Genomic DNA, 11,873 nt, shown 5'->3' with positions numbered 1-11,873 from the left:
GATCCACGTCCCCACCCGCATGTCGCCTTTTCTCATCATGCAGCAAACAAGCAGCAACAGGGCAAATCTAGATCCTTCCCCGACGACCGCACGGCAAAGTGCGGCGTCACAGCAGGAGAAAGACATGAGTTTGCTTATCGCGCTCGTGGCCGCAGCAGCGACCCACAGCGTTTCCCTGGAGCATCACGGCCAGCAACTCGGCGCCACCTACACCGCCCGCGCGGACATCCACAGCAAGACGGTCGGCGCCCGCACCCCCAACCGCATGGACGCGCAGCGCTGCCAATGGACCGCGACCATCATGGTCGACCGCAGGCTGGACCACGGCCCCGCGCTGGCCCGCACCATTGCCACCGACCAGCGCTTCTCGGGCAGCGAAGCCGGCGCCTGCGCGCCGGGCCGCCAGCCGGGCGCGCGCGACCTCGCCCGGCATCAGGACGCGATCCGGGCGCATCTGGTCGCGGTCGCGCAGGCGGATCGCGGTCCGCTGCTGGCTGAACTGGACTCGGCGCGCGCGCTTGCCTCCAACTGATCGCATCCGCCGCAAGGCATGGCTGGGGGCGCTGCTGCTCGCCGGCCATGCCGTTTCGGCCGCCGCCCAGGATGCCGCCGGCCCGACCGTCACGCTCGAAGTCGTCAGCGAAGATCGCCGCCGCGGCCTCGGCTGGAGCGGCGGCGATCCGGTGCTGCGCGGCACCCTGTCCCTCCCGGTCGCAGACGGGCTCAGCCTCGACGGCACGGCGACCAGCCTTTGGGGCAGCGCGCGTCATGGCGGCGCCGACGCGGCCATCGACCTGGGCGCCAGCTATGCCCGGCAACTGGGGGGCTTCCGCCTGACGGCCGAGGGGCGCTACCATCTCTTCCCCGGTGCGTCCGACCAGGGCTATGGCGAAGTCGGCGCGATCGCTGGCTTCACCCTCGGCCCGGCCAGCGTCGATCTCGGCGCCCGCTATGCCCCGCGCCAATCGGCGATCGGCGGCGACAATCTCTATCTCTCGACCAGCGCCGCCATCGGCATCCCGGGCACCCCGCTTACCCTGTCCGGCCATCTCGGCCGGTCATCGGGCGACGTTCGCAGCCCCCTCCGCGCCGCGCGCCTGCGGTCCGATGGCGGCTATTGGGACCATGGCGTCGCGCTCGACTGGTATCGCGGCCGCTGGTCCGCGGGCCTGCGCTACGCCGACACGGACATCGCCGCCACCGGCAATACCCATGCCGGGGCAACCTTGATCGGACGGGTGGGCCTGACCCTGTAAGTCCCTCCCCATTCGCTTCGGGCGCAGCCCCGACATGCTCACGAACCGCGGGCTTGCTCTGTCCTGCGCGATCCGGATTTGCTAAGAGGCGGAAAAAGGGAAGGACATCACCGTGCCCGTCGAACTCACGATCCTGGCCTGGGGCATGATCCTGCTCCTCGTCCACATCTTCGCCGCCGCCCATGTGAAGACGAAGCAATATGGCGCCAAATGGAATATGGGCGCCCGCGACGAACGGCTGCCCCAGCTCAATCCCCTCGGCGGCCGCCTCTCCCGTGCCCAGGCCAATTATATGGAAACACTGCCCATCGCCATCGTCGCCTTGATCGGGGTCGTGGTGGCGGGCAGGACCAGCGAGTGGACCGCGCTGGGCGGCTGGATCTGGCTGGGTGCGCGCATCGTCTATCTGCCGCTCTACGGCCTCGGCATCCCGGTCGTCCGCACGATCATGTTCTTCGCCAGCCTGGTCGGGCTGCTCATCATCCTCTGGCCGCTGCTCGGCATCTGACATCGTCCTGCTTGCCCCGCGCCGTTCCCCCGGCTAAGCGCGCGCCCCATGACTGCGCATAAATCCGGCGACCCCACGACCCTCAACCGCCTCTATGGGCGCCAGTCGGGGCCAAAGCTCCGCAAGGGCCAGCAGGAGCTGGTCGACACGCTGCTCCCCGCCCTGTCCGTCCCGGCGGAGGGCGAAGTGACCGCCGCGAACCTGTTTGGTTATGACCGCCCGCTCCATTTCGAAATCGGCTTCGGCGGCGGCGAACATATGGCCTGGCGCGCCGACCTGCTGCCCGACCATGGCTTCATCGGGTGCGAGCCTTTCCTCAACGGCGTGGTCCAGGCGCTCGGCCATGTCCGCGACCAGGCGCTGGGCAATGTGCGCCTGCACATGGGCGATGCGCTCGACGTGCTTGCCCGCATCCCCGACGGCGCCCTCAGCTTCGTCTATCTCCTCCATCCCGATCCCTGGCCCAAGGCGCGCCACGCCAAGCGTCGGATGATGAACCCCGGCCCGGTCGCGATGATCGCCCGCAAGCTCAAGCCCGGCGGCGAATTCCGCTTCGGCACCGACCATCCGGTCTATCTGCGCTGGGCGCTGATGGTGATGAACGGCCATCCCGATTTCGACTGGCTGGCCAGCGAGCCGAAGGATTTCCAGAACCGCCCCGGCGGCTGGCCCGAAACCCGCTACGAAGCGAAGGCCCGGCGCATCGGCCACGAAGTCTGGTATTTCCGATACCGCCGCAAATAGAGGGCAAGGCACGCGCATGACCGCCGACCAGATGACCGACCTGCTCGTCGCCCGGCTGCTGCGCGATCATGGCGGCCAGAAACACAAGTGGCGCCGATTGCTGGGGCCGGTGCGACTCTATGATCGCGCCACCCATCCGCATTGCAACTGGACCCTCGATCCGATCGGCTCGGCCGTGGAGGTGGAGACGATCGAACGGCTGAGCGACGAACTGCGCCTCGCCCATCCCATCCTCACCGGGCCGCGCTGATCCGGCCCGACCGCTGCTGCGCCACATGCGAAAACGGCCCGGATCATCTCCGGGCCGTTTCGTTTCCGGCAGGTGCGCGCACCGGCCCTCAGTTGCCGGTGAGGGCGCGAACCTCCTTGCCTGCATCGGCATAGCGTTCGCCGGTTTCGGCGCGGGCGATGGCGGCGTTCACCGGCGCCGAGACATGGGCGATCGCCTTGCTGCGGCAGGCGGTCATCGCCGCCAGGTCCGTCGTCGCGCACACCCGCGACGCGGCGCGGGAGATCCGGCTGCGCAGCTGCTTCTGGTGGTCGGCCTTCGCCAGGTTCAGGTCGCCATGATAGACTTCGGCGCTGCGGCCATTGGATTCGAAGGGTTCGGCGGAAGCCGCACCGGCGGTGGCGATCAGGGTGACGGTGGCGAAAGCGGCGGCGATCTTGGACGAACGGAACATGGGCATATCTCCTCACAAACTGGTTTGACCGGGCCGCCTCTTGGGGGGGCGTCGCGGCGCCGGTGTTGCGAGCGGGGGAGCCGGAGGTTTTCGGGGTCGGCTCCTGTCCCGCTCGCCCATCCTGTGTAGGCGCAGTCCCCCGCCGGTGCGCGTCCGGTTCGACCGGATGCGACCATCGTCGGCCAACGACGCCGGCTTCGACCAATGACACAGGGACGGGGGACGAACGGCACGACGAACGACATGCGCCGCCCGGCAAACGACATGAGCCGTAACGGAAAGCGCGAATCGCAACGGTCGGGGACGAATGAAAACGCCCCCGGCGCAAGGGAAGGCCGGGGGCGTATCCAGATGCTGTCGGGCACTCCGGATCGGGATGAACTGATGTGGAAGAGACGACGCTACTGGCGCTGAACCGTCCCTTAACGCCGCCATCATAACGCTACGGCAGGAAGGGCAAATCGCGGTTCGATGACCGTCATCCGCCGGTCGCCGGGCGGCGTCAGCGGCGGACGAACCGCCGGTCGCTGCCGACGAACGACATCAGTCAGGCGGGCGCGCGCCGTCGCTTCATATCTGGGCGAAGGCGCGCAGCAGCGCCCACCTCCTCGCGCGCGCCCTGCCGCTCCATTGCCTGGGCGTCAGGGCTGCCGCGGCATCCAGGCTCCCTCCTTGGCGCGCCGCAAAGAAGCATTTGGCAGCCTCGCCTTTCCCTTCTGCGCCCAAATCCCTATTTTGCCCCCAGTCCGCGCGCCAGCGCTTGCCCGATCAGAACAAATCTGGAACAACACGCCACATGAGCCTCACCCACATCAGCGTCCGCGGCGCTCGCGAGCACAACCTCAAGGGCGTCGACGTCGACCTGCCCCGCGATTCCCTGATCGTCATCACCGGCCTGTCCGGCTCGGGCAAATCCTCCCTCGCCTTCGACACCATCTATGCGGAGGGGCAGCGCCGCTATGTGGAGTCGCTCTCCGCCTATGCGCGCCAGTTTCTGGAGATGATGCAGAAGCCCGATGTCGAGCATATCGAAGGCCTGTCCCCCGCGATCAGCATCGAGCAGAAGACCACCAGCCGCAACCCGCGCTCGACGGTGGCGACCGTCACGGAAATCTACGACTATATGCGCCTGCTCTGGGCGCGCGTCGGCATCCCCTACTCGCCCGCGACCGGCCTCCCGATCAGCGCCCAGACCGTCAGCCAGATGGTCGACCGCGTGATGCTTCTCCCCGAAGGCACCCGCTTCTACCTGCTCGCCCCGGTCGTGCGCGGCCGCAAGGGGGAGTATCGCAAGGAACTGGCCGAGTGGCAGAAGGCGGGCTACACCCGCGTCCGCATCGACGGCGAGATGGTCCTGATCGAGGACGCCCCCGCCCTCGACAAGAAATACAAGCATGACATCGAAGTCGTGGTCGACCGCCTCGCCGTGGGGCCGGACATGGGCACGCGTCTCGCCGACAGTTTCGAACAGGCGCTGAAACTCGCCGACGGCCTCGCCTATGTCGACCTCGCCGACGGCATCGTGCCGGGCCGCGAGGATGAAGTCCAGTCCGCCGACAAGAAGATGAAGGGCGCCGGCATCCCCGCCAACCGCATCGTCTTCTCCGAAAAATTCGCCTGCCCGGTCAGCGGCTTCACCATCCCCGAGATCGAACCGCGCCTCTTCTCCTTCAACGCCCCCTTGGGCGCTTGCCCGGCCTGCGATGGCCTTGGCGAACGGCAGGAGTTCGACCCCGAACTCGTCGTCCCCAACGAAGCCCTCTCGATCAAGAAGGGCGCCGTGGTCCCCTGGGCCAAGTCCAACCCGCCCAGCCCCTATTATATGCAGGTGCTCGGCTCCCTCGCGCGCGAGTTCGGCTTCTCCCTCGACACCCCCTGGGCCGACCTCCCCGGCGAGGTGAAGCTCATCATCCTCCACGGCACCGGCGGCAAGCCCGTCACCCTGCGCTTCCAGGACGGCAAGAAAAGCTACGAGGTCAAAAAGCCGTTCGAGGGCGTCATCGGCAACCTCAACCGCCGCCTGCTCCAGACCGACAGCGCCTGGATGCGCGAGGAGCTGGCCAAGTACCAGACCGCCATGCCGTGCGAGACCTGCCACGGCGCCCGCCTCAAGCCCGAAGCGCTGGCCGTCAAGATCGCGGGCGAGGACATCAGCCTCTCCACCCGCCGATCGGTGGTGGACGCGCTCGCCTTCTTCTCCGCCCTCCCCGACCATCTCAACGACCAGCAGAACCAGATCGCCCGCGCCATCCTCAAGGAAATCGTGGAGCGCCTCGGCTTCCTCAACAATGTCGGCCTCGACTATCTCAATCTCGACCGCACCAGCGGCACCCTGTCGGGCGGCGAGTCCCAGCGCATCCGCCTCGCCTCCCAGATCGGCAGCGGCCTGTCGGGCGTCCTCTACGTCCTCGACGAACCCTCGATCGGCCTGCACCAGCGCGACAATGACCGGCTGCTCGTGACCCTCAAGCGCTTGCGCGACCTCGGCAACAGCGTCATCGTCGTGGAGCATGACGAGGATGCGATCCGCGCCGCCGACTATATCGTCGACATGGGGCCGGGCGCGGGCGTCCATGGCGGCACCATCGTCGCGCAGGGCACCCTGCCCGAACTGCTCGCGCACAGGGACAGCCTGACCGCCGACTATCTGAACGGCACCCGCCGCATCGACGTGCCGATGAAGCGCCGCAAGGGGTCGGGCAAGAAGCTCACCGTCCATAACGCCCGCGCCAACAACCTGACCGGCGTCACCGCCTCGATCCCGCTCGGCACCTTCACCTGCATCACCGGCGTATCGGGATCGGGCAAGTCCAGCTTCACCATCGACACGCTCTACGCCGCGTCGGCCCGCGCCCTCAACGGCGCCCGCATCGTTGCCGGCCCGCATGACAAGATCACCGGCCTCGACCATTGCGACAAGGTGATCGACATCGACCAGTCGCCCATCGGCCGCACCCCGCGCTCCAACCCGGCCACCTATACCGGCGCCTTCACCAATATCCGCGACTGGTTCGCCGGCCTCCCCGAAGCCCAGGCGCGCGGCTACAAGCCCGGCCGCTTCAGCTTCAACGTCAAGGGCGGCCGCTGCGAAGCCTGCACCGGCGACGGCCTCATCAAGATCGAGATGCACTTCCTCCCCGACGTCTATGTCACCTGCGACGTCTGCCACGGCGCCCGCTACAATCGCGAGACGCTGGAGGTGAAGTTCAAGGGGCGTTCGATCGCCGACGTGCTCGACATGACGGTCGAGGATGCGGTCGAGTTCTTCAAGGCCGTCCCGCCGATCCGCGACAAGATGGCGATGCTCGCGGAAGTCGGCCTTGGCTATATCAAGGTCGGGCAGCAGGCCACCACCCTGTCCGGCGGCGAAGCCCAGCGCGTCAAGCTCGCCAAGGAACTCTCGCGCCGCGCCACCGGCAACACCCTCTATATCCTGGACGAACCCACCACCGGCCTGCATTTCGAGGACGTCCGCAAACTCCTCGAAGTCCTCCACGCGCTGGTCGACCAGGGCAACAGCGTGGTCGTGATCGAGCATAATTTGGACGTCATCAAGACGGCGGATTGGATCATCGACATGGGTCCAGAGGGTGGCGTCAAGGGCGGCGAAGTGGTCGCGGAAGGCACGCCGGAGAAGGTGGTGAAGGAAAAGCGGAGCTTCACCGGGCGCTATCTCGCGCCGTTGCTGGGGTTGGAGGCTTTGGCGGCGGAGTGAACTGTGGAGACTACGGCAGCATCGCTACTCCGTAATTGCGCCTGCTGCTCGCAGAAACATTGCCGTTAGCTCCACAATTCGCTTTATTGGGCGATTGCCTACCATGTCCCAAAGTTCTTTCAATAAATCGCCGTCAAAAACATCATGATCGGGGATGAGGAGCCCGATGTGGTCGCTGAGGATAATCCCGTTGAACCGTTGAGCCCCTTCGAGATCGAAAGCCAGTACGGGCGATATCGGGGTCCACTTTTGATTCACTTGTGACAAGTTCAGCGTGCCTTTGATCTGAGCTTGGACCAATATCATGGATATAACCAAGCCAATGGCCCGCTGTCGCTTAGCTGAGGACCGGGAATCGAAAACAAAAGCTCCGATTACATATGCTCGTAGAAGCGCATTCACAAAGTGCAAAAGCGCGCTTTCTCCGTCGCCTGCGATTTGGCCTTCGACTTGAGCACATACCCAAGCCGCCTCCACGTCAGCTGCCAGATCTAAAATCGCTAAACCGATGTTCGGTAGTCCAGCTTTGACTGCTGGAACGGCGGAATAATCCCACAATTTTTGATTAACATGAAAAAGCTCATGGATGAGAAACTGGTTTACAGCGGTCTCTTGAGCACGAGTGCGGTCAGTTCCTTCAAAGCCAATTTCTTCAGCCAAATCATACATCGCGTTCCAGACAAAAAGTGTAGCGTTTGCGCTAACCGTGATTGTCATCCCCACTTTGTCCAGCCGGAATGCTGACTCATCGTCCAGTTCAGCAACTTCGACCCGGTATTGATCCAAGATTGGGATCAGACACGAGCACCCCCCAGCCAACTTCCTCTCGACTGCGAGTTCGCCCAACGCCTGTCGCGTCTCGATTACCGCTCGCTCCACCTGAGATGCAACAAACTGCAGGGCTTCGGCCTTCATACTTCGTCCTTAATTCAACATTCGATATATATGGTACCCCTTTTCGGGTACTTCAAGGACGACTTTTTCGGGTAAGTAACGTTTTTTTAGGCTTGATACGCTTGAATAGGGTACAAATATATGAGTAAGGAACCTTCAACGTACCCGATCAGTTCAGGTACGTGAGTCAACGAAAGGAGAATGCGATGACCGACCTCCAGACGGTGGGCAACACTGTAGGGGAGCGCGGGCTGGCAGAACAGGGCAACGTCGGAAAGCGTAAAGGCTTTGAACAAAAAGATTGGACAATAAAAGGCCTTCCCGCGGAAACCGTCGAAGGCGCTCGCGAAGCTGCAAAATCGAGCGGGATGAAAATCAATGCGTGGGTCAGCAAGGTCCTAGAGGATGCGTTTTCTAATGACGTTCCTCTAATGGGCCAAGGAAAATCATTAAGCGATCCGAGCGATACCGACATGTCTAGAGAAATAGATAAGTTGAGATCCATAAATGAAGATTTGATTAGAACTGTTAAAACCTTAAGCGCCCTCTTAGCAAAGAGTGAATTAGGTTAGTCATAGAGGGACGGAACTTTTGTTTCGTCCCTTTTTATCTTCTACCGAAAGGCAGATGGTGGCATTCATTATTGCTATGGGCCGTCAGGATTGGCATCGCCCCACATTACTGATACTCTTATGCCCATGACCAAACTCACCCCCATCGAGTCCGAGTTCGCGACGACCGAGGAAGCCGAGGCCTACGACGCCTGGTTCCGGGCGAAGGTCGAGGCAAGGTTGGCGTCCAAAAGCCCCCGCATCCCGCATGACGAGGTCATGGCGCGAATGCAAAGGATCATAGACCGGCGCAAGAACGCCTGATGCTCCCATTGATCTGGGACGAAGGTGCGCTTGATGATCTCGAAGCCATCATCGATTTCATAGAAATGCACAACCCGGCCGCCGCAGATCGGCTCGGCAACGCCATCCGCGACACCGCCGAACGCCTGCCCGCGCACCCCTATATGTACCGCACGGGCCGCGTGCCCGGCACGCGCGAAGCCTTGGTCACGCCCAATTACGTCCTCGTCTATCGCGTCACCGATGCCGTAGAGGTGATCGCCGTCCTTCACACCCGCCAGCAATATCCCTGAAAATCCTATTCGCTGTCCTACACGCCCCTGATCTGCCTACCCTCCCGGCAAGACCCACTCCAAGCAGGAGCCTTGCCATGACATGCCAGTTCCCGCCCCTCCCAACCGCCGCGCCGCAGATCCGCGAGGATGGCTGGTCGCCCGCGCGCCAGCGCCGTTTCCTCGAAACCCTGGCGTCCAGCGGCGTCGTCCGCCTCGCCTGCGAATCCGTCCGCATCACCGCCCGCTCGGCCTATGCCCTGCGCATCCGCCGCGACGGCGCGGCCTTTCGCCTCGGCTGGGACGCGGCCATCCTCATCGCCCGCGCGCGCCTCGCCGATGATCTGCTCGCCCGCGCCATCACCGGCTGCACCGACACGATCCGCCGCGACGAGGATAATTTCGAAGTCACCCGCCACCGCCACGACAACCGGCTCGCCATGTCGATGCTGTCGCGGCTGGATCGCATGGCGGATTCCCCGCCCGAAGGGTCCGACGCCGCGCTCGCCCGCGTCGTCGCGCAGGATTTCGTCGCCTTTCTCGACCTGATCTGCCCGGAAGAGGCGGCGCGCGACGAAGCCGACCGCCTCGACCTGCCCCGCCCCGGCGCCGAACCCAGCGCCCGCCATATGGACGACGCCCGGATGCTCGACGGCGCCATGCCCGACACGCCCGATCCGGTCGCCGAAGAGGCCGCGACCGCCCTCTCCCCCGCCGCCTCGGTGGCCCTCTTCATCGCCGCCCGCCTCGCCCTGCGCGGGGGCCAGAAACCGCAGATTTCCGATATGCAGGAACGGTGTGAACTTCGCACCCCGCCGGTCCGGCTCATGACCCTTCCACCCGAAGAAGCCGCCGCCCGGCTGCGCGGCATCTGGTGGGATGACGATCGGGAGGTCTGGCGCACCGACTATCCCGCCCCGCCCGGCTTCGACGGGGAGGAAAGCGACGAACTTTACGATCCCGACGATTATGAGCGCGACCTGACGCCGCAGGAGGAGGAAGCCCTGGCCCTGCGCGACGAGGAGGAGCACCGCCCCTATGCGGAGGCCGCGGCCCGCGCCCGCGACGCCTATTTCGGCTTCGCCCAGGGCGGCGGCACGGCGGCGGCGACGGGCGCGGCGGCGCAGGCGCGTCCCGGCTGATCGCCCCGCCCCGTCAGCCCGCACGCCTGTTGCCCCCGCCATGCGCCTGTCGCCCGCCCGTTCGGCCGCCGATTTGCTATTTCGGCCGGGATGCCCTATATGGGTTGGGCTATAGTCGCAAATCGACGGTCTTCGGCGCTTTGCGGCTCCCTATATCCTTCTTTCCCTGCCCCTCTAGCAACCCGGTGCGTCCACGCGGGATGCGTCGCATTGAAAGAAGGAATATTCCATGAGCATCGTCGGAACCGTCAAATTCTTCAACGCCGACAAGGGCTATGGCTTCATCGCCCCCGATGACGGCAGCCCGGACGCGTTCGTCCACATCACCGCCGTCGAGCGCGCTGGCCTCGCCACGCTGCGCGAAAAGGACCGCGTCTCCTATGATCTGGAGCAGGACCGTCGCGGCAAGATGGCGGCCGTGAACATCTCGCACGCCGAATAAATCGGCCCGGCGCCATCTGCTCCCTCTTTCCCCTTACAGGAGCGCACCATGGCCAATCCCGATTATCGCGCCCTCGCCGCCAAGGCCCGCGGCGAAGCCGACTCCGCCACGCTGGACAATGTCCGCGACCGCTGCCTGCGCTCCGAAGCCGCCTTCCTCGCCATGGCCCGCCGCCAGGATCTGGGCGACGCCAACCGCGCCCGCCGCGAACAGGGCGAACACCTCCCCGTCGCCGACGCCTGAGGGCGTCCCGACGCGCGGCTCGAATTTCGGGGAACTCGCCGCCGCCCCGCCGGTTATCGCTCCAAACCCCAAAACAAGGAGCACCCCCATGATCCGCACCCTGATCTTCGGCGCCATCGCCGGCTATGTCGGCAAGAAACTCTATGACGAAGGCAAGCTGACCGAGTTCAAGAATGATCTCGTCACCCGCTATAACGACGCCAGGGCCAATCTCGCCGACCAGAGCGCCGCCCCCGCGACGCCGACCGGCCCGGTCGTCTCGCCGGCCACCAGCCCGACCCGTCCCCTGCCCAACTGACGTCTCTTCCCCCTCCCGGCGGCACATCCCCCCGCTCGCCGCCGGTCGCCGCCCGCCCGACGCCGCTCTTCCCCCCCTCTCACGGCCTCGGCGGGCGGCATTCCCTCTGCCGCCGCGACAATCGCCCGACGCAACCATCGCTCCGTTCCGGGGTTGATCCTGCGACAGGGCGACACAGGAGAGACCATCATGCACAAGCCCTTATTGGCCGCCGCCATCCTTGCGATGCTGCCGCTCGGCGCCTGTACCTCGGACAATTATGGTGGCGGCTACGGCTATGACCGCCCCAGCGACCGCCGCGGCCCGCCCCGCTACGAGCGTCGCCGCCTCAGCGACAACGACACCATCTACCGCGACCGCGACGGTCGCTATTATTGCAAGCGCGACGACGGCACCACCGGCACCATAGTCGGCGCCATCGCCGGCGGCGTGCTCGGCAACATCATCGCCCCCGGCGGCTCCAAGACGCTCGGCACCATCCTCGGCGCCGGCGGCGGCGCACTGGCGGGCCGGGCCATCGACAAGAACGACATCAACTGCGAATAGCAGCATGTTCAGGTCAGATGACTATCTGACCGCCCGAAAGACGCGGCGGAAAGCAGGCAATGAAAAAGGGCGTGGAGAGATCACTCTCCACGCCCTTTCCTACTGCATGGCGCTGGATTACAGCTTCTCGGTAAGCTCCGGCACGATCTTGAACAGATCGCCGACCAGGCCGATGTCGGCGACCTGGAAGATCGGGGCATCCTCGTCCTTGTTGATGGCGATGATGGTCTTGCTGTCCTTCATCCCGGCCAGATGCTGGATCGCGCCGGAAATGCC

16 protein-coding genes and 1 pseudogene are annotated in these 11,873 nt (G+C 64.9%); 14 read left to right on the top strand and 3 right to left on the bottom strand.

The genetic code is table 11. The features are described 5' to 3' along the window. Positions 1–124: 124 nt before the first annotated feature. From A7Q26_RS06105 to A7Q26_RS06085, 5 genes are all read left to right on the top strand, one after another. The gene (locus A7Q26_RS06105) at positions 125–532 is read left to right on the top strand and encodes a hypothetical protein (protein ID WP_066858158.1); all 408 of its coding nucleotides are present in this window, start codon (positions 125–127) and stop codon (positions 530–532) included. Beyond that, on the top strand, positions 519–1,256 hold the full coding sequence (locus A7Q26_RS06100) for a TorF family putative porin (RefSeq protein WP_066858155.1): 738 nt from the start codon (positions 519–521) through the stop codon (positions 1,254–1,256). The genes A7Q26_RS06105 and A7Q26_RS06100 overlap by 14 nt, the downstream gene beginning before the upstream one ends. 112 nt (positions 1,257–1,368) lie before the next feature. After that, complete coding sequence (locus A7Q26_RS06095) at positions 1,369–1,764, top strand: MAPEG family protein (RefSeq protein ID WP_066858152.1); 396 nt, start codon at positions 1,369–1,371, stop codon at positions 1,762–1,764. Between the two features lie 48 nt (positions 1,765–1,812). Next, positions 1,813–2,508, top strand: coding sequence for a tRNA (guanine(46)-N(7))-methyltransferase TrmB (trmB, locus tag A7Q26_RS06090; RefSeq protein WP_066858149.1), 696 nt, complete (start codon positions 1,813–1,815; stop codon positions 2,506–2,508). Between the two features lie 16 nt (positions 2,509–2,524). Next, positions 2,525–2,758: a hypothetical protein gene (locus A7Q26_RS06085; protein WP_066858146.1), complete on the top strand. Its 234-nt coding sequence runs from the start codon at positions 2,525–2,527 to the stop codon at positions 2,756–2,758. An 88-nt stretch (positions 2,759–2,846) separates the two neighbouring features. Here the strand turns inward: A7Q26_RS06085 and A7Q26_RS06080 are convergent, their stop codons facing one another. Next, positions 2,847–3,191, bottom strand: a complete 345-nt coding sequence (locus tag A7Q26_RS06080; RefSeq protein WP_066858143.1) for a UrcA family protein — start codon at positions 3,189–3,191, stop codon at positions 2,847–2,849. Between the two features lie 796 nt (positions 3,192–3,987). Between A7Q26_RS06080 and uvrA the strand changes: the two genes are divergently transcribed. Continuing rightward, positions 3,988–6,906, top strand: coding sequence for an excinuclease ABC subunit UvrA (gene uvrA / locus A7Q26_RS06075; RefSeq protein WP_066858139.1), 2,919 nt, complete (start codon positions 3,988–3,990; stop codon positions 6,904–6,906). Between the two features lie 24 nt (positions 6,907–6,930). Here uvrA and A7Q26_RS06070 read toward each other — a convergent pair whose 3' ends face one another. Next, positions 6,931–7,821: a hypothetical protein gene (locus A7Q26_RS06070; protein WP_066858137.1), complete on the bottom strand. Its 891-nt coding sequence runs from the start codon at positions 7,819–7,821 to the stop codon at positions 6,931–6,933. A gap of 185 nt (positions 7,822–8,006) precedes the next feature. Here A7Q26_RS06070 and A7Q26_RS25050 point away from each other — a divergent pair, with 185 nt between their 5' ends. The 8 genes from A7Q26_RS25050 to A7Q26_RS06035 all read left to right on the top strand — a co-directional run bounded on the left by A7Q26_RS25050 (position 8,007) and on the right by A7Q26_RS06035 (position 11,597). After that, entirely contained in the window at positions 8,007–8,372 is a 366-nt protein-coding gene (locus A7Q26_RS25050) for a hypothetical protein (protein ID WP_157102467.1), read from the top strand. Positions 8,373–8,498: 126 nt separating this feature from the next. Further along, entirely contained in the window at positions 8,499–8,675 is a 177-nt protein-coding gene (relB, locus tag A7Q26_RS06065) for a type II toxin-antitoxin system RelB family antitoxin (RefSeq protein WP_066858375.1), read from the top strand. Further along, the gene (locus A7Q26_RS06060; protein ID WP_198162858.1) at positions 8,675–8,947 is read left to right on the top strand and encodes a type II toxin-antitoxin system RelE/ParE family toxin; all 273 of its coding nucleotides are present in this window, start codon (positions 8,675–8,677) and stop codon (positions 8,945–8,947) included. Before relB ends, A7Q26_RS06060 begins: the two co-directional genes overlap by 1 nt. Positions 8,948–9,024: 77 nt before the next feature. Next, positions 9,025–10,068: a hypothetical protein gene (locus A7Q26_RS06055; protein ID WP_066858130.1), complete on the top strand. Its 1,044-nt coding sequence runs from the start codon at positions 9,025–9,027 to the stop codon at positions 10,066–10,068. Positions 10,069–10,297: 229 nt separating this feature from the next. After that, positions 10,298–10,510 (top strand): cold-shock protein, encoded by a 213-nt coding sequence (locus tag A7Q26_RS06050; RefSeq protein ID WP_066858127.1) that lies wholly within the window; start codon positions 10,298–10,300, stop codon positions 10,508–10,510. Positions 10,511–10,558: 48 nt separating this feature from the next. Then, complete coding sequence (locus tag A7Q26_RS06045) at positions 10,559–10,753, top strand: hypothetical protein (protein ID WP_066858125.1); 195 nt, start codon at positions 10,559–10,561, stop codon at positions 10,751–10,753. Between the two features lie 88 nt (positions 10,754–10,841). Further along, on the top strand, positions 10,842–11,051 hold the full coding sequence (locus A7Q26_RS06040; protein ID WP_066858122.1) for a hypothetical protein: 210 nt from the start codon (positions 10,842–10,844) through the stop codon (positions 11,049–11,051). Between the two features lie 189 nt (positions 11,052–11,240). Next, positions 11,241–11,597 carry a glycine zipper 2TM domain-containing protein gene (locus tag A7Q26_RS06035; protein ID WP_066858120.1) on the top strand — a complete coding sequence of 119 codons (357 nt, stop codon included), beginning with the start codon at positions 11,241–11,243 and terminating at the stop codon, positions 11,595–11,597. A 117-nt stretch (positions 11,598–11,714) separates the two neighbouring features. On the opposite strand, the pseudogene A7Q26_RS25045 reads toward A7Q26_RS06035, so the two are convergent. Next, positions 11,715–11,873: pseudogene (locus A7Q26_RS25045) on the bottom strand (electron transfer flavoprotein subunit alpha/FixB family protein); the annotation flags it as partial.

This window comes from Sphingobium sp. TCM1 (assembly GCF_001650725.1).
In the GTDB taxonomy this organism is placed as follows: domain Bacteria; phylum Pseudomonadota; class Alphaproteobacteria; order Sphingomonadales; family Sphingomonadaceae; genus Sphingobium.
The sequence above is the reverse complement of the archived record's forward strand: the minus strand, read 5'-3'. Positions and strand labels throughout refer to the sequence as shown.

Coding starts and splice junctions, on each gene's coding strand:
- trmB (WP_066858149.1), top strand. CDS start 1,813: ATGACTGCGCATAAATCCGGCGACCCCACGACCCTCAACCGCCTCTAT.
- A7Q26_RS06035 (WP_066858120.1), top strand. CDS start 11,241: ATGCACAAGCCCTTATTGGCCGCCGCCATCCTTGCGATGCTGCCGCTC.
- A7Q26_RS06045 (WP_066858125.1), top strand. CDS start 10,559: ATGGCCAATCCCGATTATCGCGCCCTCGCCGCCAAGGCCCGCGGCGAA.
- uvrA (WP_066858139.1), top strand. CDS start 3,988: ATGAGCCTCACCCACATCAGCGTCCGCGGCGCTCGCGAGCACAACCTC.
- A7Q26_RS06055 (WP_066858130.1), top strand. CDS start 9,025: ATGACATGCCAGTTCCCGCCCCTCCCAACCGCCGCGCCGCAGATCCGC.
- A7Q26_RS06105 (WP_066858158.1), top strand. CDS start 125: ATGAGTTTGCTTATCGCGCTCGTGGCCGCAGCAGCGACCCACAGCGTT.
- A7Q26_RS06050 (WP_066858127.1), top strand. CDS start 10,298: ATGAGCATCGTCGGAACCGTCAAATTCTTCAACGCCGACAAGGGCTAT.
- A7Q26_RS06060 (WP_198162858.1), top strand. CDS start 8,675: ATGCTCCCATTGATCTGGGACGAAGGTGCGCTTGATGATCTCGAAGCC.
- A7Q26_RS06085 (WP_066858146.1), top strand. CDS start 2,525: ATGACCGCCGACCAGATGACCGACCTGCTCGTCGCCCGGCTGCTGCGC.
- A7Q26_RS06070 (WP_066858137.1), bottom strand. CDS start 7,821: ATGAAGGCCGAAGCCCTGCAGTTTGTTGCATCTCAGGTGGAGCGAGCG.
- A7Q26_RS06040 (WP_066858122.1), top strand. CDS start 10,842: ATGATCCGCACCCTGATCTTCGGCGCCATCGCCGGCTATGTCGGCAAG.
- A7Q26_RS06080 (WP_066858143.1), bottom strand. CDS start 3,191: ATGTTCCGTTCGTCCAAGATCGCCGCCGCTTTCGCCACCGTCACCCTG.
- A7Q26_RS25050 (WP_157102467.1), top strand. CDS start 8,007: ATGACCGACCTCCAGACGGTGGGCAACACTGTAGGGGAGCGCGGGCTG.
- relB (WP_066858375.1), top strand. CDS start 8,499: ATGACCAAACTCACCCCCATCGAGTCCGAGTTCGCGACGACCGAGGAA.